The organism is Marinitenerispora sediminis (assembly GCF_003336425.1).
GTDB lineage: Bacteria > Actinomycetota > Actinomycetes > Streptosporangiales > Streptosporangiaceae > Marinitenerispora > Marinitenerispora sediminis.
The window spans coordinates 1-24,082 of record NZ_QEIO01000089.1 but is presented as its reverse complement, the minus strand read 5'-3'; the positions used below and the strand labels follow the sequence as shown (position 1 = coordinate 24,082).

Genomic DNA, 24,082 nt, shown 5'->3' with positions numbered 1-24,082 from the left:
CTCACGTCCGGGCCGCGCTCTGGGTCATCCGGTCGAGGAGTAGGCCGAGGCAGACGATGGCGAGGCCGGAGGTCATGCCCAGCCCGAGCTGGTTCTGCGCCATCCCGAACACCACGCCGTAGCCGAGCGCCCCCGCGCCGACCAGGGCGCCGATCACCACCATCGCGAGGACCATCATGATCCCCTGGTTGACGGCGAGCAGCAGCGACGAGCGGGCCAGCGGGAGCTGCACCTTGGTGAGCAGCTGCCAGCGGCTGGACCCCTGCGACACCGCGGCCTCGACCGCACCCGCGGAGCAGCCGCGGATGCCGTCGTTCACCAGCCGGATGACCGGCGGCAGCGCGTACACCACCGCCGCGGCCAGCGCCGGGACGCGGCCGATCCCGAAGAGCGCCACCACCGGGATCAGGTAGACGAACGGCGGCAGGGTCTGCATCGCGTCCAGGAGCGGGCGCAGTACCGCGGCCAGCCGGTCGCTGCGCGCCGCGAGGACGCCGGCCACGAACCCAGCCGACACCGTCACCAGGGCCGCCACGATGACCTGCGAGAGGGTGTCCATGCCGAACTCCCACACCCCCAGCAGCCCGGTGAGCAGTATCGCCGCGCCGCCGACCAGCGCGGTCCGCACGCCGCCCAGCGCGTGCCCGATCGCCGCGGCCGCGAGCACGACCAGCCACCACGGCGAGTCCGTGAGCAGGGTGCGCAGCGGGTCGAGCACCACGGCCAGCAACGCGGCGGCGAAGCCGGCCGCCCACGTTCCGACCAGCGCCTGAACGCCGTCGTTCGCGGCGTTGACCAGGCCGGCAGCGCTCACGGTGAGCGCGTCCGGCCAGCCCGCCAGCCAGCCGACCCCGGCCAGCCGGCCGGCGGCGGCGCCCAGCGCGAGCAGCGTGCCCGCACCGAGCACCGCCCGGCGCCACCGCCGCGGCCCGGGCGGGAGCTCCCGCGCGGCCCCGCCGCTCCCGGCGGCGGCGGTCACCCGGTCCAGGGCGATCGCCATCAGCACGATCGCGACCCCGGCCTCGAACGCACGGCCCACGTCGACCTTGTTCAGGGCCTGGTAGACGGCGTCGCCCAGACCGCCGGCGCCGATGACCGAGGCGATGACGACCATGGACGTCGCGAGCATGATCGTCTGGTTGACCCCGAGCAGAATGGTGCGCCGGGCGAGCGGCAGCCGCACCTTGGTGAGCAGCTGCCAGGGGGTGGACCCCAGCGACGTGGTGGCCTCCACCGCCCCGGCATCCACGTCGCGGACCGCCATGGCGGTGATGCGCACGGCGGGCGGAACCGCGTAGACGGCCGTGGCGACCGCCGCCGCCGGGTTGCCGATGCCGAACAGCAGCAGCATCGGCATGAGGTAGGCGAACGCCGGCATGATCTGCATGAAGTCGAGGACCGGGCGCGTCAGCCGCTCGACCCGCTCGCTGCGCCCGGCGGCGATGCCGATCGGGATGCCGACGAGCAGTGCGATCAGCACGGAGGTGGTGATGAGCGCCAGCGTCGTCATCGCCTCGTTCCACAGCCCGGTCAGGCCGAAGACGGCGAAGGCGGCGAGGACGAGCAGCGCGACCCGCCCGCCGGCGACCCGCCACGCGGCGAGCACGCCGAGCAGCACGACACCGGGCCAGGCGAGCAGGGTGAGCGCCTGGTTGATGAGGACGACGGCCGATCCCAGGCCGACGGAGAGGTAGTTGAAGCCGTACAGGAACAGCGGGCTGGTGTTGCGGTTGGCGACCACCCACGCGTACGCGCGGTCGAACAGCGCGGCCGGTTCCACCCAGGCGTAGCGGTCGGGAAGTGCGGCGTAGACGTCCGGGAAGGGGAAGCGGCCGTGCAGGGCCGCGTAGCCGGTGAGCAGGACGGCGAGGACGCCGAGCCCCCAGGCGAGCCGTCCGACGACGCGGCCCGCCGGGCCGCCGGCCGCCGCGGGCGCGGTGCCGGGATATGCGGTGGCCATGTCACGCCTCCACGGGCCGCTCGGCACCCGGCGGGCCGGAGGCGCCGGCGGTCGGGACCGGTCCGGTCCTGCCGACCTCGTCGGCCTGGTCCTCGGCGATGACCCGCAGCACATCAGCGCCGCCGACCACGCCGAGCAGCCTCTCCCCGGCGACGACCCGCACCGGGGCGCCCCCCGAGGCGAGCATCGGGACGATCTCGCGGACCACGGTGCCGGGCGCGGCCACCGGTCCGTCCAGCGGCTCGTCCGGGCGGGGCGGGCGCATGAGCCAGCCCGCGGTGAGCACGTCGGTGCGCGCGACGTCGCGCACGAAGTCGCGGACGTAGTCGTCGGCCGGCCGGCCGACGAGCTCCTCGGCGGTACCGGCCTGCACCAGCTCGCCGTCGCGCATGATGGCGATCCGGTCGCCCAGCCGCAGCGCCTCGGACAGGTCATGGGTGATGAAGACGGCGGTCTTGCGCAGCTCGCGCTGCAGCCTGAGCACCTCCTGCTGCATGTCCCGCCGGATGAGCGGGTCGAGCGCGCTGAACGGCTCGTCGAACAGCAGCACCTCGGGGTCGACGGCGAGCGCCCGGGCGAGGCCGACCCGCTGCTGCATGCCGCCGCTGAGCTGCCCGGGGCGGGAGTCCTCGTAGCCGGCCAGCCCGACCATCTCGATCATCTCCCGGGCCCGTTCGTAGCGCCGCGGCCGGGGCATGCCGCGGACCTCCAGGCCGTAGGCGACGTTGTCGATGACCCTGCGGTGGGCCAGCAGACCGAAGTGCTGGAAGACCATGGCCAGCTTGTGCCGGCGCAGCTCGCGCAGCTCTTTGGGCCCCGCGGCGCCGATGTCCGCGCCGTCCAGCAGGACCTGCCCGGAGGTGGGCTCGATCAGGCGGGTCACGCACCGGACGAGGGTCGACTTTCCGGAGCCGGACAGCCCCATCACCACGAAGATCTCACCGGGGAGCACGTCGAAGGAGACATCGCGCACCGCCACGGTGCAGCCGGTGCGCGCGCGGATGGTGTCGCGGTCCAGCCCCGCGGTCTCGGAGCCGACGACCGCGTCGGCACCGCGACCGAAGACCTTCCAGAGGTGGCGGACGGCGATCTTCGGCCGACCGGTGGGCGGTCGGTCGGCCAGGCCGGCGGTGGGTAACGTCATGCTGCTCTCCTCTGGGCCGCTGCGGGTGCGGGTGAAGCCTGCGTGGCGGTGAACGGGAAACCGGCTGCGTGGCGGTGAACGGGAAATTGGCTGCGTGGCAGTGAACGGGTGATTCCCTGGGGAACAGTGAGCGGGGAGGCCTCTGCGTTGCGGGTGGATCGGGGGAACGCGGGAGCTGGCCGTGGAGTATGCGGGCGGCCGTCGGGCTCTCCGTTCACGCCACGAGGGCCGCTTATCCGTTCACGCCACGGAGGCCGCTCGTCCGTTCACGCCACGGAGGCCGCTTATCCGTTCACGCCACGGAGGCTGTCTCTCCCCTCCGCCTCACCCCGCTCGGATCAGGTCGGCCGCGCGCTCGCCGATCGCGAGTACGGTGACCATGGGGTTCGGCGACGGCATGGTCGGGAAGACCGACGCGTCGGCGACGCGGAGGCCGCGCAGACCGCGCACCCGGAGTTCTGGATCGACCACCGCGGTCGGATCGTCGGCGGCGCCCATCTTGCAGGTGCCGGCGGGGTGGTAGACGGTGTGCGCGGCGCGGCGGCCGTACTCCGACAGCGCCTCGTCGCCGGTGACCGCCGGCCCGGGGGCCACCTCGCGCTTCAGCCAGGAGCGGAACGGCTCGGTGGCCGCGATCTCCCGCGCGATCTTCAACCCGTCCACGATGGTCCGGGCGTCGTAGCCGTCGGGGTCGGTGAAGTAGCGGAAGTCCAGCGCCGGCTTGACCGCGGGGTCGGAGCTCGTCAGCCACAGGCGGCCGCGCGAGCGGGACCGGGGGATGTTCGGCGTCATGCAGATGGCGTGTTCGGGCACGTCGTAGCCGAGCCGGGCCGTGTTGTCGGCGAAGGGGATCTGGTAGATGTGGAACATCAGGTCCGGGCGCGGATCCCGGGTGTCACGGCGGACGAACAGGGCGGCGTCGGAGTCCATGACGGTGTTCTCGGGCACCGGGCCGTGCGTCTCCCACATGATGATCGACTCGGGGTGGTCGAGCAGGTGCTCCCCCACGCCCGGCAGGTCGTGCCGGACACCGACGCCGACGGCGCGCAGGTCGGCCGCGGGGCCGATCCCGGAGTGCAGCAGCAGCCGCGGCGTGTCGATCGCTCCGGCGCAGAGCACCACCTCCCGCTCGGCGGCCACCACCTTGCGTTCACCGGACGGGGTGCGCACCTCCACCCCGGTGGCGCGGTCGCCGGTGAGGACGAGCCGGCCGGCCCACGTCTCCGTGAGCAGGGTGAGGTTGGCGCGGCGGCCGATGACGGGGTGCAGGTAGGCGACCGACGCCGACGAGCGGTGGCCGCTGTAGGGGTCGTAGGCGACAGACAGGAAGCCGACCCCGTCGTGGAACCCGCCGCCGTGCGAGGTGAGCGCGTTGAAGTCCTCGACGATCGGGACGCCGGTGGCCTTCGCGGACGCGGTGATCCAGTCCTTGACCAGGTCGTTGCGGTCCTTCGGCGCGACGGGGACGATGTTGCACCGGATGCGGTCGGCGTAGGACTGCACGGTGGCGTTGTCCCAGCCGGCCGCGCCGGCGGCGACCCACTCGTCGAGGTCGCGCGCGAACGGCCGGAAGCTGATCAGCGTGTTGTGCGAGGAGCAGCCGCCCAGCACACGCGCGCGGGAGTGCCGGATATGGGAGTTGCCGCGCGGCTGCTCGACGGTGGGGTAGTCGTAGTCGAGGTCGCCGCCCAGCAGGTCCAGCCAGTTCCGCAGCCGGAGCACCCGCTCCAGCCCGACGTCGGAGGGGCCGCCCTCGATCACGCAGACGGTGGTGCCCGGGTCCTCGGTCAGCCGGTTGGCGAGCACGGAGCCGGCGGTGCCTCCGCCGACGATCACGTAGTCGAACGTCTCCGCTGCGGACACGCAGCTCTCCTTTCGGGTGGGGGCGGCGGCGCGGCGGTCAGGCGCGGGCGGGCCGCGGCGCGGTCGCCCGGAGCGGGCGGGCGGTCTGGGAGGGGACGGGTCAGGAGAACCAGCCCTGGGGCCGCGGCTCGAAGTTGCGGTAGATGTGCTTGGCCTCCCGGTACTCGTCCAGCCCCGCCTGGCCGAGTTCGCGGCCGACGCCGGAGCGCTTGAAGCCGCCCCATTCGGCCCCGGGGAAGTAGGGGCCGTAGTCGTTGATCCAGACCGTGCCGTGCCGCAGCGCCGCGGCGACGCGTTCGCCGCGCGCGGGGTCGTTCGTCCACACGCCGCCGGACAGCCCGTACTCGGTGTCGTTGCCGAGTTCGACCGCCTCGGCCTCGGTGCGGAACCTCTCGACGGTGACGACCGGGCCGAAGACCTCCTGGCGCACGATGTCCATGCCGCGGTCGCAGTCGACGAAGACGGTGGGGCGGAAGAAGTACCCGTCGGCGAGTTCCGGCTCCGCCGGCCGGACACCGCCCGCGAGCAGCCGGGCCCCCTCCTCGACGCCGCGGGCCACGGCGGCCTCGACCTTGGCGCGGTGCTCGGCCGACACCAGCGGGCCGGCTTGGACGCCCTTCTCCTGGCCGCATCCGATGCGGATCCGGTCGGCCCGCCGGGCGAGTTCCGCGGTGAACGCGTCGTGGACGGACTCGTGCACGATGAGCCGGGCGCCGGCGGAGCACACCTGGCCGGAGTGGAAGAACGCGGCGCTGAGCGCGTAGTCGACCGCCGTGTCGAGGTCGACGTCGTCGAACACGATGTTGGGGTTCTTGCCGCCCAGCTCCAGCGCCACCTTCTTGACGGTCGCGGCGGCGCTCGCCATGATGCGCCGGCCGGTGGCGAGTCCGCCGGTGAAGGAGACGAGGTCGACGCCGGGGCTCTCCACGAGCGCGGCACCGACGGTCCCGCCCGCGCCGAGCACGAGGTTGACGACTCCGGGCGGCACCCCGGCCTCGGTGGCGAGGTCGACGAGCTTCGCCGTGGTGACGGGGGTGACCTCGCTCGGCTTGACCACCATGGTGTTGCCGGCGGCGAGGGCGGGCGCCATCTTCCAGGCCAATTGGAGCAGGGGGTAGTTCCAGGGCGTGATCATGGCGCAGACGCCCACGGGCTCGTAGACCACCCGGCTGAGGATGCCCTCGGGGGCCGGGACGACCCGGCCAGCGTCCTTGTCGGCGAGGCCGGCGTAGTACCGGAAGACGGCGGTGACGTCGTCGACGTCGATCTCGCCCTCGGGCAGGGTCTTGCCGGTGTCCAGGGACTCCATGAGCGCGATCTCGGCGCGGTCGCGCTGCAGCAGGTCGGCGATGCGGGTGAGGACCTCACCGCGCTCGGCGGCGGGCCGGCGCCGCCAGTCGCCCCCGTCGAACGCGGCGCGGGCGGCCGCGACGGCCGCGGCGGCGTCCTCGGTGTCCGCCTCGCTCACCACGGTGAGGACCGAGGCGTCGTAGGGGTTGCGGATCTCCCGCAACCCGCCGGCGGCCGCGCCGCGCCAGGCGCCGTCGACGTACAGGCTCGCGGCCTGCGCCGCCCCGGGCGGTGACAGGTACGGCCGAGCGGGAAGCGTTACGTACGGTTGCGTCACGGAACGGGTCTGCCCGTGGAAAGTCACAACAAACGAAAGCCTACTTTCTTTTACATTTCCGACATCTTTCACAACTTGCCCGATGACCTGCACGAACGCCAATAAGCCGCATATAGGGTGATGGTCGGCTTCCCACCCGCTCGCCGGAGGCGGCTACCCAACGTGGCCATCGCCGGGACGGAATCCGGCCGCCGTGCGCCCGATGCCCACCGTCGCGGGGAGCAGTGCCCGGCCGAGCGCATCCGTCGTCGGATCCGACTGGACGAACCCCCGCCCTGCCGGGTTACCGTGGGCAGGCGAGCCTAACCTGACCGAGCCCTGACCCGCCCGGCGACCGTTCGAGGGATCATGTTGCTGGAGCAAGAACGCAGGGATGTCTGCCTGACCGCGCGCCGCCTGGTCGACGCCGGCATCGCGGGTGGCGGGGCCGGCACGGTCAGCACCCGGGCCGGGGACCTCGTCGTGCTCACCCCCGCCGGGGTGGCCCTCGACCGGCTGGACCCCGGGGACTGCCCGGTGCTCGCCCTCGACGGCCGGCTGCTGGAGGGCCGGCGGGAGCCCGCCGCCGAGACCACGCTGCACATGGGGATCTACCGCACCACCGACGCCGGCGCCGTGGTGCACGCGCACGGCGAGAACACCGCCGCCGTGTCGGCCGTGCTGGCCGAACTGCCGCCCGTCCACCACCGCGCCGCCGCGCTCGGCGGCGCGGTCCCGGTCGCCCCGTACGCCACCTACGGGACGGCGGAGCTGTCCGACCAGGTGTGCAAGGCGCTCAAGGCCAAGCGCGCGGCGCTGCTCGCCAACCACGGCGGGGTCGCGATCGGCCGCGACCTCGGTGAGGCGCTGGAGCACGCCCGGCTGCTGGAGTGGCTGTGCGGCGTGTACGTCCGCGCCCGGGCCATCGGCGAGCCCCGGGTGCTGTCGGAGGACGAACTGGCCGAGGTCCGGCGGCGCGACGGCTACGGCTGGGGCGGGCCGGACATCTGGCCGTAGTGCTGCTCACGGACGGTCGGGCAGACTCCCCTGCACGGCGCTGCTCCCGTGCCCGGTCCGGCACCGGGCACGGGAGCAGCGGCGGGCCGGCTGCGTCCGCCCGGCTACGCGCTGCCGATCCGGGGGAACGGAGCGGTCGAGAACACCACCTCGACCGGCACCTCGAAGTACGCCGCGATCCGCAGCGCCAGGTGCAGGCTCGGACTGTACTCGCCCCGCTCCAGGTAGCCCACGGTCTGGTAGTGCACACCGAGCGCCTCGGCGAGCTGCCGGCGGGAGATCCCGCGCTCCGTGCGCAGCACGGCGATCCGGTTGTAGATCGTCTCGCTCGCCACCCCGGCCTTCGACCTCCGCTGCGTGCCCGGCTCCCGTGTGTCCACCACGGCGCTCCATCCTAGATTTCCGGCCCGCCCACCGGACACCGCCGCAGGCGGCAGCGTCCGGCCACGGGATGGGTCGGCGGCCCGCGGGATCAGCCGACGCGCTGCATCGCACGGTGCCGGCGCCGCTCCAGCGCGGTCCCGGACTCCCGGCGCGCCATCCGGCGCAGCACGGCCGGCGCGATGAGCAGCCCCACGACCGCCCACAGACCCAGCACCCCCGCGGTCTCCAGGTGCCGCCACGACTCGCCGATCTCGGCCGGCAGCGCGGTGTCCGGCAGGAACGCGGACCGCAGGCCCAGCCCCAGCCAGTACAGCGGGAAAACCTGGGCGGTCCACTGCACCGGCTCCGGCAGGACGCTGATCGGGAAGAAGATGCCCGAGATGACGATGAGCCCCATCAGGGGCAGCATGACCGCGGCGACCGCCGCCCGCGGGCTGCCGAACAGCGAACCGAGGATCGCTCCGTAGGGCAGCGTGGCGAGCAGGCCCAGCAGCGTCACCCACACCAGCGTGGGAATCCCGGACAGCCCGCGCTCCATCAGCCCGTCGAGGACGAACAGGCCGGGCAGCAGCACGATGGCCATGCTCGCGATCGTCATCAGCGACACGTGCAGCAGCTTGCCGACGAGGTAGCCGCCCATGCCGTGCGGCATCGCCTTGGCCCGCAGCAGCGTGCCGTCCTCCCGCTCGGTCGTGAGGAGCTGCATCGTCGCCAGCACGCCGCCGAAGAGGAGCAGCATGCCGAGCACGCCCGGCATCGACATCGCGGCCACCGAGATCGGCGTCCCCTCGACCGTGCCGCCGCGCAAGAAGACCAGGACCGCGAGGAAGACCACGCTGTTGCCCAGGTAGGACCACAGGTCCTGCGCGCTGGTGAACGTCTGCCGGAACTCGATCCAGCCGCGGGCCAGTCCGAGCCGGATGGTGAACAGCGTGTTCATCGGGCCGCCTCCTCGAAACCGCCGGTAGCCGCGTCGGCGTGCCCGCTCTCGTGCCGCCGCACCATGTCCATGTAGACGTCCTCCAGGCTGGCCCGCCGCACCTCCAGGTCCGCGACGTCGTCGCCGTGCTGGGCGAACAGCTCCCGGACGAAGCGGGTGGCGTCGGGGGTCGCGTGGACGAAACGCTGGCCGTCGCGCGTCCACCGCACCTCGGCCTCCCGCCGCACCTGCCGGGCGAGCTCGTCCGCGCTGCCGTCGGCCACGATGCGGCCGCCGGCGAGGATCAGGATGCGGTCGGCGAGCTTCTCGGCCTCGTCCAGGTCGTGTGTGGTGAGCAGGATGGTGGTGTCGTCCTCGTCGGAGAGGCGGTGCACCAGGTCGTGGAAGTCCCGGCGCGCCTGGGGGTCGAATCCTGCGGTGGGCTCGTCGAGGAACAGCAGCTCGGGACGGCCGATGATGCCGATGGCGACATCCAGCCGGCGGCGCTGGCCGCCCGACAGGGTGGAGACGCGCTTGTCGGCATGCTCGGTCAGGCCGACCGTCTCGATGAGTTCGTCGAGGTCGCGCGGCCGGCGCCGCTCGGGGGTGCTGTAGGGCGCGTAGTAGCGGCCCATGTGCCCGAGCAGCTCGCGCACCCGCCACTTGCCGTGGTCCCGCCAGGACTGCAGCACCACCCCGAGGCGCGAACGCCACCGCTCGTCGCCGCGTGCCGGGTCGACTCCCAGCACCTCGATCTCGCCGGCCGAGGGCGTCCGGAACCCCTCCAGGATCTCGATGGTCGTGGTCTTGCCCGCACCGTTGGGACCGAGCAGGGTCAGCACCTCGCCCTTCCGGGCGGTGAATCCGACGCCCTTCAGGACGTCCCGCTGCCCGTAGCGCATGCGCATGTCGTGGACCCGCAGCACGTTGTCGTGCTCGGGGGGCGGAGCCGGCGGGGACACGGCGCTCACCTCTTTCGCCACCGTCATAGAACTTCCTCGTTTCAACCGCGTTCTACAACCATTGATAGCACATGTACTACATTCCGCACAGCACGTACTACCGCCAGGATGGCGGTGGTTCCGGTTCCGCACCGAGCGGGGGGCGGCGCCGGTCAGCCGGTGAGCGCCTGGGCGACGGCCAGCCCCACGTACGCGGCACCGAGACCGGCGCTCAGGCTGCCCATCACGTTGGCGTAGGCGAGGAACCATCCGCCCTCGCGGGCCAGCCGCACCGTCTCGTAACCGAACGTCGAATAGGTGGTGAGCGTGCCGAGCAGCCCCGTGCCCAGCAGCGCGGCCGCCCATCCGGGCGGTGCCAGCCCGGCGAGCAGGCCGAGCAGCAGGCTGCCCGTGGCGTTCACGGCGAAGGTGCCCCACGGGAAGACCGAGTCGTGCCGCGCCTGGACGAACCGGTCAGCGAGGTAGCGCAACGGCGCCCCCACCGCGCCGCCGAGGGCGACGAGCAGGAGCGCGGTCACGTCGTCCGCCGACCGCGGAGCAGCCCGGCGAGCCGGGCGGTGAGCGCGGCGCCGGCGGCGACGGCGGTCAGCCCGCAGGCGAGCGTGGCACCCAGGTACCCCAGGGCGGTCGCGGCGTTCCCCGCGGCCAGCATCGACTGCGCGTCGACGATGTGCGTGGCGAAGGTGGTGTACCCGCCCAGGATGCCCACCCCGACGAACGGCCGGAGCAGCCGGCGGTCGGGCCAGACGTCGGTGACGAGGACCATCAGGGCGCCGATGAGGAGGCAGCCGGTGACGTTGACGGTGAAGGTGGACCAGGCGAACCCGCCGGGCGGATCCGGCACGGCCAGGGCCAGGGCATGGCGCGCGCCCGCACCGATGGCGCCGCCGAGGGAGATCGCGCCGAGCACCGCCCACGGCGCGTCGCGGAGCTCCCGGCGCTGTCCGGCGACGTGCAGGTCGACGTCGGGGTCGACCGGCTCGGGAGGCGGGCCCTCCGGGACTTCGGGCGGGTGCGACATGGCTGTCTCCTACCAGCGGCGGTGCCGGCGTCTCGCGCGACTCGACTGACTGGCAGGGACCGTCGGCGGCGACGTCGCCGCGGTTCGCGCGCCGGCGTCCGCAGGTACGGCATTCGGGGAGACCGGCGCGCTGGCGGGCCCCACCGCCACCGGTGATGCTACCGGCCGGCCCGGTGGTGGGGCCGCCCGGCGCAGGTCAGATGCCGAGATGCTCGACGAGGAGCTCGTTCACCCGGTCGGCGCGCTCGATGTTGACCAGGTGGGCGGCTCCGGCGACGGTCTCGAACCGGGCTCCGGGGATGCCCGCCGCGATCCGCTGCCCGTAGCCGGGAGGCGTCTCGGGGTCGTGCACCGCGGAGACCACCATCGTGGGCGCCCGGACCCGGGCGAGCAGGGCGCGCTGGTCGACGGTGGCGACGGCATCGCAGCATCCGGCGTATCCGGTGGCGCCGACCTCCTCCAGCTCGTCGGCGAGCCGGGAGACGATGTCGGGGCGCTGGTCGGCGAAGCCGGGAGTGAACCAGCTCCGGGTGTACTCGCTGACCACCGAGACCGTCCCGCTGGAGCGGGCGAGCGCCGCGAGCCGCTGCCAGCGGGCCGCGGGGGGCAGCTGCGCCGCGGTGGACAGCAGCGCCAGCCGGCTCACACGCTCGGGCTCGCGGGCGGCGAGCCAGGTCGCCGTCATGCCGCCGAGTCCGACTCCCACCACCGCGCACCGGTCCACCTCGCAGCGGTCCAGCAGCGCGAGCACGTCGCCGCCGAGTTCGGCGATTGTGTAGGCGCCCTCGGGGGCGGGCGACTCGCCGTGCCCCCGGTGGTTGACGCGCAGCACCCGCGCCTCGCGCGTGAGTTCGGGCATCTGCGGTTCCCAGATCGACCACTTCGTGCCGAGCGCGGGCAGCAGCAGCACCACCGGCGCGTGCCTCGGCCCGTCAAACCGGTATTGAAGGGGAACGACGGCCATGTGGGACCTCCTGGGACAGCAGGCCAAAAGCGTACCCGGATGTCCGAGAATCCAGCAGGAATTCTCGCGATCCCAGCTCCGCGGTGGCCCGATACCGCGGTTTCTCCCCTCCATGATCCCGCATCACCGCTGTGGCCTCGCGTGCTCCGTCCCGGACCGGCCGGGCCGCGGCCAGCGGGCGCCCTCCCACCCCGGACTAGCGGGTCACGCGGTCAGTGCGCGGGGTGCAGGAGCTCCAGCCCCAGCGGCGTGAGGTGGTGCCGGACACTGTTCCCGCGGCGCTCGCTGGACACCAGCCCGGCGGCGCGCAGCAGGGAGGTGTGCTCGCTCGCGGACGGCAGGGAGATGTCGAGGGTCCGCGCCAGTTCGCCGGTGGTGTGGGCGCTGGTCAGGGTCCGGAGCACGGCCGCGCGGGTGCGGCCGAGCAGCCGGGCCAGGACGTCCCCCGAGGGCCGGCCGGACTCGGTGGCCCGCGCCAGGAAGGACACCGGCGGGTGGTCGACCGGGTACATCACCACCGGCGGCAGCGAGGGGTCGTAGAAGGTCACCGGGTTGGTGGCGCAGAAGAACGCCGGGATCAGGAGCAGCCCGCGCCCGCCGAGGTGCAGGTCCTGGTCGGCCCCGAAGGCGAGCTCCACCGTGGTGAGGCGCGGGCCGCGGGTGGCCGCCTGGGCGATGGCGGCCGCCGGCCCGGTGCCGCCCTCGGCGACGGACCGGGAGGTGCGCTGCGCCAGGTGGGAGATGTAGCCCCAGTACGGCCGGAGGGCGACGTCGAAGTAGTCACGCAGGGCATGGCCCAGCGCGCGCACGGACGCGCTCTCCTTGCGGAGCAGGCCCATGGTCCACGCGGGGCGCCGGGCGTCGCCGAAGCGCAGCCCGAGTTCGTCACCGATGCGCGCGCGGGGCGTGCCGAGGACGCCGTCGATCCCGTCCGACAGGTCGTGGCCCGCCAGGATCGGGCTGAGGAAGTCCGGAGAGTAGCCCACCGCGGGCACGAGGTCGAGGAGCATGCGGGCGTTGGGCGGCAACTGGGACAGCACGCGCTGCCGCCACTGCCCGAAGACGAGCTCGTCGGAGGCCTCGGCCAGCATGTAGAGGCTGAGCACGATCTCCCACATGGGTTCCGGTCGAGAGATGACCCGCACCTTTCCCCAGTCCCAGGGAGAAAAGTGGATACGCAGCATCGTGCATTCCGTTCCGCTGTGTCGTGGAACATGCAGAAAGGCGGGCCGCTGGAGCGGGGGGTCACGATCTGGTGGCGGCAGCGGAGGAGATGGGTGGGTTTCCTCCGGCAGCATCCCGATCGTGCGCTGTTGGATACCAAGCAGTCCGCATCGCCCACTTTCGATCGAATTCGCGCCACATGTCAATCTGCTGACCGGGCCCGGCCATCCCGGTGCGCGCGGGCGCGCCTTCCTTTGACGTACAAGCGCTCCCGGCGGATCCTGCCCAGCGGGTGGTCCGCATCCGCCCCGCGCACCCTCCCGGGCGAATCGCTCGCGCCCTCCCGCCCGAGCCGTTCCGGCGGAGCCGGGACCTGCGTTTTTCGGGCACCGCCGAAACAGCGCCCCACCCCCTTTCCTTTCCCGGAACACCGATCTACGTTTCCCTGGAGGGCTTCGGCGGGACGCTCGGCCACCGGGCATCCCTGGGACGCGGCCGGCCGGCGCACGGGGAGGATCCCCGGCGGTCGGCCCGGCTCCCCGAGCACGCACCCGCCGAGCCGGGCCCGCCACCGCGACCCGGGCATGTCCGGCGTACAGGGGCCGCCGGACCACACCGGGAAGCGAGCCCCCCAGAAGGGCCCGCCCCGACCACGCGCCGCCGGGGCCGCGGGCAGCACACCGCGCCGCCGCCGGCCTTGGCGGGATGACCGCGACGGCGCCCTGGTCCTCGCCGCCCAGCGACGCACACGTATCAGAAACGTGTGAGCAGGGCCCTTGCGAGCGACTCACCGGGCAGCGACACGGCGTCCACCAGCGGCGATGCCCATAACAAGGAAAACGCGAGGGCCGCCTCCGTGTCCCCCCTCAAAAATCACGGAGACGGCCCTCGCCTTGGGAACGGCCTGCGACTCCTCCCCCCTGGAGTCGCGGCCTCTGAAAGCTCGCGAAGCGCGTTTTCCTCTCGCGCTGGTACATAGATTACCCACACCCACCTGGCGAAACAACCGTCCGTCACGGCGAATTACTTAAAGTAATCACCACCTGCGCCTCTACTCCTGACCAAGTACGCGGTGGCGACGCCAACGGGGGGTCAGCTACGCGGGTCGGCGAGGCGGACATAGCCTGGACCGCGTGCGCTTCCCGCTTCTGCAACCCCGCTGGCTGGGTATCCACCTGCTGGCCGTCGTCGTCGTGCTCGGGTGTTTCGGTCTGGGCTACTGGCAGTTCATCCGTGCGCAGGAACCCTCGCGCGAGGTGATCACCAACCCGGTGGAGGAGCTCGCCAGCGCGGTGGACCTGGCGACGGTACTCGGCCCGGGCGACTACGTGGGGCAGGACCTGGCCAACGAGGCGGTGCGGGTCAGCGGGACGTTCGACGCCGAGGGGCAGGTGGTCGTCCCGGCGCTGTCGCCCGAGGGCGAGGAGGGGTACAACGTCGTGGCGCCGCTGGTGACGGCGGACGGCGCGGCGGTCGCCGTGGACCGCGGGTGGCTGCCCGAGGAGCAGGTGGGGCCCGACCGGGCGGCGCCGGCGCCGCCGGAGGGGGCGGTGACGGTCACGGGATGGCTGCGCCCCCCGCAGGCCGAGAACACCAAGGGGTACAGCGCGATGTCGGTGCCGGACGGCGAGGTGGAGCGGATCGCGCCCGCCGTGCTGGTGAACGCCTGGCCGTACCGGCTCTACGACGGCTACGTGGTGCTGGGCGAGCAGGCCGCCGCCGACGGTGCGGCCGGTGTGGAGGCGGCGGCTGACGCCGGGCTGCGGATCGTTCCGCCGCCGGAACCCCCGGCCGGTATCCAGTGGAACTTCCGCAACGTCAGCTACGCGGCCCAGTGGGCGGTGTTCGGCGTCGCCGCGATCGTGTTCTGGGTCTCGCTCGTGCGTCGGGAGCTCGCCGAGCTGCGCGCCACCGGGGAGTCCGGCGGCGCGCGGAACGGGACCGACGGGGCTCAGCCCTCGGCGGTGGGCGCCGACTGAGCGGGGGCGGCGGCCGCCTCCGCGTCCATGGCCGCCTTCTCCTGCTTGGCCACCCGGTGCTCGAGGACGAATCCCACGAACGGGATCGTGCCGGCGATCATGACGCCGAGCGTCTTGCCCGCGGCCCACTTGCGGTCCAGCGACAGCCACAGCACGGCGAGCACGTACACCATGTAGATGTAGCCGTGCGGGATGGCGATGGCCGGCATCACCCAGGTGTCGGGGTCGACGAAGTACTTCATCGGCATCGCGACGAAGGCGAGCAGCAGCAGCCAGACACCGGTCACGTAGGCGAGCACACGGTACAGCGTGAACGGGAGACGCTTCTTATCCACAGAGGGCACCCTCGGACGAAGACGGACGCGCCGGCCTCCGGACCGACGTGCGCCGACCCCGGGGACCGATCTTTCGTTTCCGAGCCTAAGCGCTGTTCCGCGCGACCGCCCGGCGGGGCGGCGCCACGCGCCGGGCGGGTGCCCAGGTGGCGCCGGACACGCCTAGAGCGGCCGGCCGCTGCGCTCGGGGCTGCGCCAGCGGCCGTCTGAGGCCGCGGTCCACGCCTGCGGGATGGTCCGCAGGGTCAGGTAGGCGTCGACCAGCCGCATCGGCAGGAAGAACAGGCCGTAGACGAGGTAGCCCGGCCGGCGCCGGATCAGCGCCATCAGGCAGGTGAGCGCGTAGTCCGGGACGAAGACGCCGACGGCGATCGTGGCGAGCGGCAGCACCGCGCCCACCGCCGCGTAGCCGTCGGCGTAGGCGGCCACGGCGAGGACCGCGCCACCGGTCAGCGGGGGCAGCAGCAGGAAGAGCCCGAGCGCCGCGACGACCAGCAGCAGCGCCGCGACCAGCACGATCTCGACGATGTAGCCGAACAGCGCCACCCAGAACAGGCTCGGCCAGGCGCCGTGGCGGCGCACCGTCTGCCAGAAGCCCAGCGTCCAGCGCCGCACCTGCCGCGCGTAGTCGCCGAGGGTGAAGGGGTCCTGGCACAACGCCCGGGTGTCGGGGCTCATGCTGATCCGGCCGAGCCGCTTGTGGTGCACCTCGAAGGTCATGTTGAAGTCCTCGATCACCAGCCCCGGCGGGTTGACGTCGATGTGCCGCAGCGCGCTGGTGCGGTAGGCGCTCGCGAACCCCGGCACGATGAACGTGACGCTGGTGCGCCGCCAGGTCTGGCCGTAGCGGACGAGGTACTGCAGCATCCAGTACAGCCGGTCGCGGTAGGCGGCGATGAGCCGTCCGACGACGGTCCGCTCCCGCGGCTTCCACTCCGCCACCACGAACCCCGCGACGGCGGCCACGCCAGGATCGGCGAACTGGCGCCGGACACCCGCCACGTAGCCGGGGTCGAGTTCGGTGTCGGCGTCGAGGATGACCACGGCGTCGTAGCGGCCGACCAGGTCGAACTCCTGGATCACCGTCTCGATCGCCCCCGCCTTGCCGCGGTTGCTGAGCAGCTCCAGGACGTTGACACCGGTGCGCGCCGCGATCTCCGCGGTGGCGTCGTTGGAGCTGTCCGAGACGACGTAGACGTCCCAGCGGTCGAACAGCCGCAGCGCCGACGTGATGGCCGCCCCGATGACCGGCTCCTCGTTGTGGGCGGGAATGACGACCGCGATCCGGAAGGCGCCGGCGTCCCCGGACCCGGCCCCCACGGTCCGCGGCCGGAGGCGGGCCGCGGCGGTGCCGGGCGGGGCCACCGCGGGCGCCGCTTCGGCACCGCCGGCGGCGTCCCCGCCCACGCGCGGAGGGACCAGGACGCGGTCCACCGGCGCCTCGACGAGGTCGACGGTCTCGGCGCGTGCCCGCCGCACGGCTGCGGCGGCGCGGGCCTCGGCGCGCCGCCGTGCGGCGCGGACCGTGTCGTCGGCGAGCCGGACCAGGCCGACGGCGCTCCACACCAGGAGGTTGACGCCGAACGCCGACCACAGCAGCAGCGGCGCCGGAATGCCCGCCGCCGGAGCGTCCAGGACGTAGCGGACCCACCACGTGAACAGCGCCACGGCGAGGGTGAGGGCGATCAGGCCGGTCAGCCAGCTTCCGATGAGACGCGCCGTGCGCACCGAGCAGCCTCCGAACGTGTGGGTCCCAGACCAGCGGCAGTCGACAGAACAGCACAGGACAGCGATGTGTTGACGTTCCACCCGGGAAGCGAGTTCACGCCGTCGAGCGACCTGATGAGGTCACTCCGAATCACCGCAACGCGCTTGCTGACCAGTGTGCCGTGTTGGTGCAATACCCGAAGGGGCTTTCACGACCACCGCGCATTCTCCGCCGATTTTCCGATCACCCGCGCGCGGAATCGTCGAAGAATGTCCTGGCGGATTCAGGAATCGACCACGAAACCGGCCCTACGCAGCCGAACAGCCGCGGGTGATCGAATCCCACATATCGGCAGCCGCGGAGCGCCCGGACAGCGCCTCGGGAAGGAGCACCGTGCGTGTCGCCATGCACCAGCCGCACTACCTGCCGTGGCTGGGCCTCATCGACAAGATCGACCGCTGCGATCTCTTCGTCGTTCTGGACAATGTGCAGTACGACCGAAAAGGGTGGCAGAACCGGAACTACGTGGCGTCGAGAAACGGCCCGGTGCTTCTCACCGTCCCGGTCCGCCAGCGGAGCCGGGACGAACTGGTCGCCGACAAGTCGATCGACGAATCGCGTCCGTGGCGCGAGAAACACCGGCGGACCATCGCCGAGCACTGCTATCGCGGAGCGCCGTTCTGGCCGGACTTCGGTCCGGAAATTCTGCGGCTCTACCAGACCCGCTGGGACCGGCTGGCCGACCTCGCGATGGCCACCACCCGGCTGCTGCTCGACCGCTTCGGCGTCCGCACTCCCGTGGTGCGCGCCGGCGCGCTCGGCGAGTTCCCCGGACGCAAGAGCGAACTCCTCGCGCAGGTGGCCGCCAAGGTCGGCGCCGACACGCTGCTGTCGGGTGACGGCGCCCGCGACTACCTCGACCACGACGTGCTCCGCCGCTACGGGGTGCGGGTCGAGTGGCAGGGCTTCCGGCATCCGGAGTACCGGCAGCACGGCCGCGCGGGCCTGCCCTTCCTCCCCCGCATGTCGGCGCTCGACCTGCTGATGAACGCGGGTCCCGGGGGCATCGACCTGGTGCGCGCCGGGCGGACCGGGGGCGCCGGATAGCGGTTGGCCGCGGCACCGCACGGCAATCATCCCGAAGGTCCCGCAGCCCCCGCGGACCACGCCGTGCGGCGGCCCCGCGCCCCGCTCCGTATCGCTCCCGGTGAGGACATGCCATGACGATCGACTGGTCCCAGCAGCGCATTCTCATCCTGGCGCCGCATCCCGACGACGAGACGCTGGGCTGCGGCGGCCTGATGAGCAAGGCCAAGGCCGCCGGCGCCGAGGTGTACGTGCAGTTCATGACGGTGGGCGACACCGCTGACAGCTCACCGAAGGGCGTCTCCACGGCCGCCGAGCGCTACGGCGAGATCAAGCGGGTGGCGGAGTTCTACCGGTGGGACGGCTGGGAGGTCGCCTTCCCCGGTGACGAGTTCCATCTCAAGCTCGACCGGCTGCCCCGCTTCCAGCTGGCCAACATGATCGAGCGCCACAGCGCCCTGTCCATCGCCGAACTGCGGCCGACCACGCTGATCGCTCCGCACCGCACCAGCTACAACCAGGACCACCAGGTCACCGCGGAGGCGGCCCACACGGCGCTGCGCCCGTCCAACGCCGCACTGCGGCACCACCCCGCCCTCGTGCTCGCCTACGAGGAGGCCGCGGACCAGTGGCGCCTCGAACCGGCCCCCGCGCCCAACCTGCTGGTGCGGCTCGCGGAGAGCCACGTGGACGACAAGGTGGCCGCCATGCGGCTGTACGGGACGCAGATCCACGACCATCCGCACACCCGGTCCGAGCTGACCCTGCGCAGCCTGGCCGCGCTGCGCGGGATGCAGGGCGGGTTCTCCTTCGCCGAGGGCTTCCACGTGCTGCGCTGGTCTGCCTGAGCGGGGGACGGCCCCGGCGTCCGTCCGGGACGCCGGAGTTCACCACCACCCTTGGAGGGGGAGGCGACGTTGAAGGCGGTAGTCACCGGCGGTGCCGGTTTCATAGGTTCGCATCTGTGCGACCACCTGATCGCGCACGGCCACCAGGTGGTCGCGCTGGACGACCTGTCGACCGGGTCCGAGGCCAACCTCGCGCAGCTGCGGGGGAATCCGGCGTTCACCCTGGTCAGAGGGTCGATCCTGGACGCCGGCTTGGTCGGCGACCTGGTCAGCCGGTGCGACACGGTCTTCCACCTCGCGGCGGCGGTCGGCGTCCACACCATCGTGGACGACCCGCTGCGCTCGCTGCGGACCAACCTGCACGGCACCGAGAACGTCGTCGAGGCCGCCGCCGCGCACGGAGCCCGGTTCCTGATCGCCTCCACCAGCGAGGTGTACGGCAAGAACGACGCCGACGGCCTCACCGAGGACGCCGACCGGGTCTACGGCTCCCCCTTGAAGAGCCGCTGGTCCTACGCCGCCGCGAAGGGGCTGGACGAGCTGGTCGCCTACGTCCACAGCGTGCACACCGGCCTGCCCTGCGTCATCACCCGCTTCTTCAACATCGTCGGACCGCGCCAGACCGGGCGGTACGGCATGGTGGTGCCCCGCTTCGTGGACCAGGCGCTGGCCGGTGAGCCGATCACGGTCTACGGCTCCGGCGACCAGCGGCGCTGCTTCGGCTCGGTGTTCGACGTCGTCCCCGCGGCGGTCCGGTTGCTGGACACCCCGGAGGCCCACCGCCGGGCGGTCAACCTCGGCGGCACAGAGGAGGTCACGATCCGCGAGCTGGCCGACCGCGTGGTCGCGCTGACGGGTTCGTCGAGCGAGATCCGCTACGTGTCCTACGAGGACGCCTACGGAGCCGGATACGAGGACATGCGGCGCCGCATGCCCGACATCACGCTGGCGCACCGGCTCACCGGGTTCCGGCCGCGGCGGCGGCTGGACGACATCATCGCCTCCATCGTGCAGCACCGCCGCACGGCCGCGGCGCCGCGGGCAGCGGTCGCCTGACGGCTGCCGGGCCGCCGCCGCTCCGGCGGCCCGGACCGCCGCGCGGGGCGTCCCGCCCGGCTCACAACGCCGTGACCACGACCGCGACGGCCAGCACGACCACGGAGGCGCTGAGCAGGGCCATCGCCCAGAACCGGGCGAGCGGCGCGCCGACCGCGCCGGTGCCCCGCCGGCCGTGGACCCGCCGCCAGCGGCGGCGGACGTGCACCGTGACGACGAGGAGGGGCAGCGTCGTGGCGAGCACCGGGAGCAGCCGGTCGGCCGACGCGACCGGCGCGCCGGTGGCGGCCACGGTGCCGACGAAGGGGTCGCGCAGGAACAGCAGGGCCACGCCCAGGACGAGGACGACCGTGCGCTGCCAGGAGAGCAGGGTGCGTTCGGGCTGCAGCCCGGGGTCCCGGTCGGTCGCGGCGCGGCGGTTCACGGCCAGTAGTACCCGACCAGCAGGGCCACGCAGACCACCGTGATCCCGATCGTGGTGACGAGCGGCAGTGCGCTCAGCGGGAGCGGCTGGTCATGCCGCATCGCCCGCTGGACCCGCAGCCAGCGCAGCGGCGCGTACACGGCGATGATCACCGCGAGCGTGGTGAGCGCCACCCCGACCGTGACGCGGGCGCCCGTGCTCCACTGGAGCGGGACGAGGTGCAGCACCGCCGCGGCGCCCGCGACCAGTGCCAGCGCGGTGCGGATCCAGGCGAGGAAGGTGCGCTCGTTGGCGAGCGTGAACCGGTAGTCGGGCTCCCGGCCGCCGGCGCCCGCCGCCCGGTCCGGCGCCCCGCCCGCCGAGGGCCGCCCTCCTGCCATCGAACCGCCGCCTCCCCCCGTTCCGACCTGGAGCATCGAGGTTAGCCGGGATCCGGTTTTCCGCCCAAGCCGGTAGACACCGGGCGTTTTGTCGGGTTCCGTGGCACCGGCCGCCACTTTGACCGCCCCCGGGAGGCTTGCGGAACAAATCAGCGGGCAGGACCGCTCTACGAGAGGCAAGGCATCGATCCGCTCCCGGGAGACTTCGTGGCAACCATCGAACTGACCAAGGACAACTTCAACGACACGCTCACCGAGAACGACTTCGTCCTCATCGACTTCTGGGCGTCGTGGTGCGGTCCCTGCAAGATGTTCGGCCCGGTCTTCGAAAAGGCGTCGGACCGGCACTCCGACCTCACCTTCGCGAAGGTCGACACGGAGGCTCAGCAGGAACTCGCCGCCAGCTTCGACATCCAGTCCATCCCCACGCTCATGGTGGTCCGCGACAAGACGGTCATCTACGCCCAGCCGGGAGCGCTGCCCGAGGAGGCGCTGGAGGACCTGATCAAGCAGGCGCGCGACCTCGACATGGAGGAGGTCCGCCGGGAGATCGCCAAGCAGCAGGCCAACGGCGGGCCCGAGGAGGGCTGACCCCGCCGCGGACGTCCGGTCCGCGGCGGGCGGTTCCCCGGGGCACCGCATGCGGGGGCCGTGCCGGCCGGCACGGCCCCCGCGCGGTGTCCGGGTGCGGGGCGGCACGCCCCGGTACGGGGAGCGGCAGGCGCCCGTCAGGGGGCGGTGTGCGCCAGGTACACGACGTCCGGCCCACCGCGCCGGGCCGGGACCTCGACGGTCCGCACCCGGCCGAACCGGCGGGCCAGCAGATCGGCGAAGCCCGGGGCCGGCATCGCGCTCCAGAAGGCCACCGCCCCACCCGGCCGCAGCACCCGCCGGATGTGGCCGAGGGCCTCCGGCAGGTACAGCCGCCCGTTCCCCTCGACCACGGTCCAGTCGGGGCCGTTGTCGACGTCCAGGCAGACCGCGTCGAACGTCTCGGCGGTGGCGGCGAGCCAGTCCACGACGTCGGCGCAGTCGATCTGGCAGCGCGGGTCCTCCGCCAGCCGCCCCGCGACCGGGGCGAGCGGCCCCGAGTGCCACTCGACGACCCGGGGCTCCAGTTCGACGACGCGGACCCGAGCGACGCGGGGGTCGTCCAGCGCCTCCCGCGCGGAGAACCCGACCCCCAGGCCGCCGATGAGGACCGCGGCGTCGCGCCGCCCGACCGCGACCCCGGCCAGGGCGGCCCGCACCATCTCCCGCTCGGAGGCGCCGTCGCGGGTGTCCATGAGGAACACGCCGTTGCTGACGACCTCCCAGTGGCTCCCGGCCCGGCGCAGGACCAGCTCACCGCCGGTGCGTCCGACCGTGCGGTCCACCACCCGCACCTCGTCCGGACTCTCCCAGGGCAGCAGGGCCGGTGCGCCGGGACCGGACTGCTCGTCGACCATCGCCCACCCATCGTTCCCGCGTAGCCGTCGCGCACAGCGTATCCCCGCCGCCCGCGGCCGGCCGCGGACCGGGTGGGCGGTCACCGGGACACGCCGGCGTCCTCCACGGTGGTCAGGTCGCGGTCGCGGGTCTCGGGCGCCATCCGCGTGGCGACCAGGCTCACGGCCATGACGAGCATCATGTACACCGCGACCGGCACCCACGACTCGGAGAACGCCGTGAGCAGTGCCGTGCAGATCAGCGGCGCGACGCCGCCGCCGACGACGGAGGAGAACTCGCGCCCCAGCGTGACGCCGGCGTAGCGGTACCGCGTTCCGAACATCTCCGGGAAGTAGCTCATCTGCACGCCGACGGCCCCCTGGCCGGCCAGCACGAAGCCGAGGATGATCACGACCACGATCGCGAGCGTCGATCCCGTGTTCAGGGCGACGAACGACGGCGCCGGCAGCACCACGAGGGCGCTCAGGATGAGGGTGTAGACGGGACGGCGGCCGAACCGGTCGGACAGCGCCCCGAACCCGAACGCGGCGACCCCGCCGCACAGCGCGCCGATGAGCAGCACCTTGGGCACCAGGTCGGGGTCGGTGCCGACCACGGTGATCAGGTAGGAGGCCATGAACACCTGGTAGGTGTAGGACTGCGCGCTGATCCCCACGTTCATGAACAGCACCAGGAGCATGGGGCGGCGGCCGTGCCGGAAGACGTCGCGCACCGGCGTCGCCGGCGCCCTGCGCTGCTCCTTGAGCTCCTCGAACACCGGGCTCTCGTTGAGCTTGCGGCGGATGACCATCGCGGCGACCGTCACCAGGATGCTGCTGAGGAAGACGAGCCGCCATCCCCACGACATGACCTGCTCGTCCGGCAGCAGCTGCACGAGGATCCAGGCGACGGCGCCGAGCGCGGTGCCCAGCGCGGCTCCGATCATCACCACGGAGGCGAGCCGGCCCCGGCGGCCCGTGCGCGCCGTCTCCGTGAGCAGTGTCGCGCCGCCGGACTGCTCGGCCCCGGCGCCGAACCCCTGGAGGAAGCGGCAGGCGACCAGCAGCACCGGCGCGGCGATGCCGATCTGCTGGTAGGTGGGCAGCAGCCCGATGAGCAGCGTCGACCCGCCCATGAGCATGAGCGTGGCGACGAGGATCCACTTGCGTCCCAGCCGGTCGCCGTAGCGCGAGAAGAACAGCCCGCCGAGCGGCCGGGCGGCGAAGCCGACGGCGTAGGCGCTGAAGCTCGCCAGGATCCCGGCGGCCGGGGAGACGTTGGGGAAGAAGAGCTGGCTGAAGACAAGCGCCGAGGCGGTGCCGTAGATGACGAAGTCGTACTGTTCGAGCGTGGTGCCGACGAAGCCGGCCCAGGCCGCGCGCCGGATGGCGCGCGGGTCGGCCTCCGGCTGCGCCGGCGGCGCGGGCGGTTCGGTCCCCGGCGCCGGGTGAGCGGTGTCGTGACTCATGGGTCCCTCCACGGGATCGGGCCCGGCGAAGGCCGGGAGGACGGGGCGGACGCTCAGAGGGCGTCGCGGGGGCGGACCAGGACCTTGAGGTGGGCGGGGTCGCCCGCCGCGGCGCGGAGGGCCTCGGCCGTGCGGTCCACCGGGAACCGCCCGGTGACCAGGGCGGCGACGTCGACGCGGCCGGAGTCCACCAGAGAGATCGCGGTGGGGAAGGCGTGCGCGTAGCGGAAGGAGGTCACCAGGTCGATCTCCCAGCGCTGCAGGTGGGCCAGCGGCAGCCCGTCCACGCTGGGCGGCGCCTGGCCGACGACGACCGCGCGTGCACGGGGGCGCAGTACCCGCAGTGCCTGCCACAGGGCGGGCGGG

General features: G+C 72.9%; 23 protein-coding genes and 1 pseudogene. 6 read left to right on the top strand and 18 right to left on the bottom strand.

Annotated features, from left to right (window positions below; genetic code table 11):
* Position 1 precedes the first annotated feature (1 nt).
* The 4 genes from DEF28_RS17155 to DEF28_RS17140 all read right to left on the bottom strand — a co-directional run bounded on the left by DEF28_RS17155 (position 2) and on the right by DEF28_RS17140 (position 6,594).
* Complete coding sequence (locus DEF28_RS17155; protein ID WP_114398781.1) at positions 2-1,960, bottom strand: ABC transporter permease; 1,959 nt, start codon at positions 1,958-1,960, stop codon at positions 2-4.
* Between the two features lies 1 nt (position 1,961).
* Entirely contained in the window at positions 1,962-3,104 is a 1,143-nt protein-coding gene (locus DEF28_RS17150) for a quaternary amine ABC transporter ATP-binding protein (protein ID WP_114398782.1), read from the bottom strand.
* A 324-nt stretch (positions 3,105-3,428) separates the two neighbouring features.
* Entirely contained in the window at positions 3,429-4,967 is a 1,539-nt protein-coding gene (locus DEF28_RS17145) for a GMC family oxidoreductase (protein ID WP_114398783.1), read from the bottom strand.
* A gap of 100 nt (positions 4,968-5,067) precedes the next feature.
* Complete coding sequence (locus DEF28_RS17140; protein ID WP_114399454.1) at positions 5,068-6,594, bottom strand: aldehyde dehydrogenase family protein; 1,527 nt, start codon at positions 6,592-6,594, stop codon at positions 5,068-5,070.
* A 348-nt stretch (positions 6,595-6,942) separates the two neighbouring features.
* On the opposite strand from DEF28_RS17140, the gene DEF28_RS17135 reads away from it, so the two are divergent.
* Positions 6,943-7,590, top strand: a complete 648-nt coding sequence (locus DEF28_RS17135) for a class II aldolase/adducin family protein (protein ID WP_114399455.1) — start codon at positions 6,943-6,945, stop codon at positions 7,588-7,590.
* A 104-nt stretch (positions 7,591-7,694) separates the two neighbouring features.
* Here the strand turns inward: DEF28_RS17135 and DEF28_RS17130 are convergent, their stop codons facing one another.
* The 7 genes from DEF28_RS17130 to DEF28_RS17100 form a co-directional block, all read right to left on the bottom strand.
* The gene (locus DEF28_RS17130) at positions 7,695-7,973 is read right to left on the bottom strand and encodes a helix-turn-helix transcriptional regulator (protein WP_181874383.1); all 279 of its coding nucleotides are present in this window, start codon (positions 7,971-7,973) and stop codon (positions 7,695-7,697) included.
* Between the two features lie 89 nt (positions 7,974-8,062).
* Positions 8,063-8,914: an ABC transporter permease gene (locus DEF28_RS17125; protein ID WP_114399456.1), complete on the bottom strand. Its 852-nt coding sequence runs from the start codon at positions 8,912-8,914 to the stop codon at positions 8,063-8,065.
* The gene (locus tag DEF28_RS17120) at positions 8,911-9,882 is read right to left on the bottom strand and encodes an ABC transporter ATP-binding protein (RefSeq protein WP_114399457.1); all 972 of its coding nucleotides are present in this window, start codon (positions 9,880-9,882) and stop codon (positions 8,911-8,913) included. The genes DEF28_RS17125 and DEF28_RS17120 overlap by 4 nt, the downstream gene beginning before the upstream one ends.
* 125 nt (positions 9,883-10,007) lie before the next feature.
* The gene (locus DEF28_RS17115; RefSeq protein ID WP_114399458.1) at positions 10,008-10,373 is read right to left on the bottom strand and encodes a fluoride efflux transporter FluC; all 366 of its coding nucleotides are present in this window, start codon (positions 10,371-10,373) and stop codon (positions 10,008-10,010) included.
* Entirely contained in the window at positions 10,370-10,876 is a 507-nt protein-coding gene (locus tag DEF28_RS17110) for a FluC/FEX family fluoride channel (protein ID WP_114399459.1), read from the bottom strand. The genes DEF28_RS17115 and DEF28_RS17110 overlap by 4 nt, the downstream gene beginning before the upstream one ends.
* Positions 10,877-11,072: 196 nt before the next feature.
* Positions 11,073-11,840, bottom strand: coding sequence for an alpha/beta fold hydrolase (locus DEF28_RS17105; protein WP_114399460.1), 768 nt, complete (start codon positions 11,838-11,840; stop codon positions 11,073-11,075).
* 212 nt (positions 11,841-12,052) lie between these two features.
* The gene (locus tag DEF28_RS17100; protein ID WP_147280201.1) at positions 12,053-13,024 is read right to left on the bottom strand and encodes an ArsR/SmtB family transcription factor; all 972 of its coding nucleotides are present in this window, start codon (positions 13,022-13,024) and stop codon (positions 12,053-12,055) included.
* Between the two features lie 1,113 nt (positions 13,025-14,137).
* On the opposite strand from DEF28_RS17100, the gene DEF28_RS17095 reads away from it, so the two are divergent.
* The gene (locus DEF28_RS17095; protein WP_114399462.1) at positions 14,138-14,983 is read left to right on the top strand and encodes an SURF1 family protein; all 846 of its coding nucleotides are present in this window, start codon (positions 14,138-14,140) and stop codon (positions 14,981-14,983) included.
* On the opposite strand, the gene DEF28_RS17090 is transcribed toward DEF28_RS17095, so the two are convergent.
* Entirely contained in the window at positions 14,956-15,318 is a 363-nt protein-coding gene (locus DEF28_RS17090; RefSeq protein ID WP_114399463.1) for a DUF3817 domain-containing protein, read from the bottom strand. The two genes, DEF28_RS17095 and DEF28_RS17090, sit on opposite strands and share 28 nt — an antisense overlap.
* Before the next feature lie 162 nt (positions 15,319-15,480).
* Positions 15,481-17,046, bottom strand: coding sequence for a glycosyltransferase family 2 protein (locus tag DEF28_RS17085; RefSeq protein ID WP_114399464.1), 1,566 nt, complete (start codon positions 17,044-17,046; stop codon positions 15,481-15,483).
* 373 nt (positions 17,047-17,419) lie between these two features.
* Between DEF28_RS17085 and DEF28_RS17080 the strand changes: the two genes are divergently transcribed.
* The 3 genes from DEF28_RS17080 (at position 17,420) to DEF28_RS17070 (ending at position 20,016) form a co-directional block, all read left to right on the top strand.
* A complete protein-coding gene (locus tag DEF28_RS17080) occupies positions 17,420-18,133 on the top strand; it encodes a WbqC family protein (protein WP_114399465.1) in 714 nt (237 codons plus the stop codon).
* A 113-nt stretch (positions 18,134-18,246) separates the two neighbouring features.
* Positions 18,247-18,960 (top strand): PIG-L deacetylase family protein, encoded by a 714-nt coding sequence (locus DEF28_RS17075; protein WP_114399466.1) that lies wholly within the window; start codon positions 18,247-18,249, stop codon positions 18,958-18,960.
* Between the two features lie 69 nt (positions 18,961-19,029).
* Positions 19,030-20,016 (top strand): NAD-dependent epimerase/dehydratase family protein, encoded by a 987-nt coding sequence (locus DEF28_RS17070; protein WP_114399467.1) that lies wholly within the window; start codon positions 19,030-19,032, stop codon positions 20,014-20,016.
* 61 nt (positions 20,017-20,077) lie between these two features.
* Here the strand turns inward: DEF28_RS17070 and DEF28_RS17065 are convergent, their stop codons facing one another.
* Together DEF28_RS17065 and DEF28_RS17060 are read right to left on the bottom strand one after the other, a co-directional pair.
* Positions 20,078-20,440 carry a DUF202 domain-containing protein gene (locus tag DEF28_RS17065; RefSeq protein WP_114399468.1) on the bottom strand — a complete coding sequence of 121 codons (363 nt, stop codon included), beginning with the start codon at positions 20,438-20,440 and terminating at the stop codon, positions 20,078-20,080.
* Positions 20,437-20,820: a YidH family protein gene (locus tag DEF28_RS17060; protein WP_114433423.1), complete on the bottom strand. Its 384-nt coding sequence runs from the start codon at positions 20,818-20,820 to the stop codon at positions 20,437-20,439. Before DEF28_RS17060 ends, DEF28_RS17065 begins: the two co-directional genes overlap by 4 nt.
* A gap of 207 nt (positions 20,821-21,027) precedes the next feature.
* Here DEF28_RS17060 and trxA point away from each other — a divergent pair, with 207 nt between their 5' ends.
* Positions 21,028-21,411 carry a thioredoxin gene (trxA, locus tag DEF28_RS17055; protein WP_114400839.1) on the top strand — a complete coding sequence of 128 codons (384 nt, stop codon included), beginning with the start codon at positions 21,028-21,030 and terminating at the stop codon, positions 21,409-21,411.
* A gap of 137 nt (positions 21,412-21,548) precedes the next feature.
* Here trxA and DEF28_RS17050 read toward each other — a convergent pair whose 3' ends face one another.
* The 3 genes and pseudogenes from DEF28_RS17050 to DEF28_RS27600 form a co-directional block, all read right to left on the bottom strand.
* Positions 21,549-22,268, bottom strand: a complete 720-nt coding sequence (locus DEF28_RS17050) for a spermidine synthase (RefSeq protein ID WP_114400838.1) — start codon at positions 22,266-22,268, stop codon at positions 21,549-21,551.
* 80 nt (positions 22,269-22,348) lie between these two features.
* The gene (locus DEF28_RS17045; protein WP_114400837.1) at positions 22,349-23,716 is read right to left on the bottom strand and encodes an MFS transporter; all 1,368 of its coding nucleotides are present in this window, start codon (positions 23,714-23,716) and stop codon (positions 22,349-22,351) included.
* Positions 23,717-23,769: 53 nt separating this feature from the next.
* Positions 23,770-24,082, bottom strand: a pseudogene (locus tag DEF28_RS27600) (hypothetical protein); the annotation flags it as partial.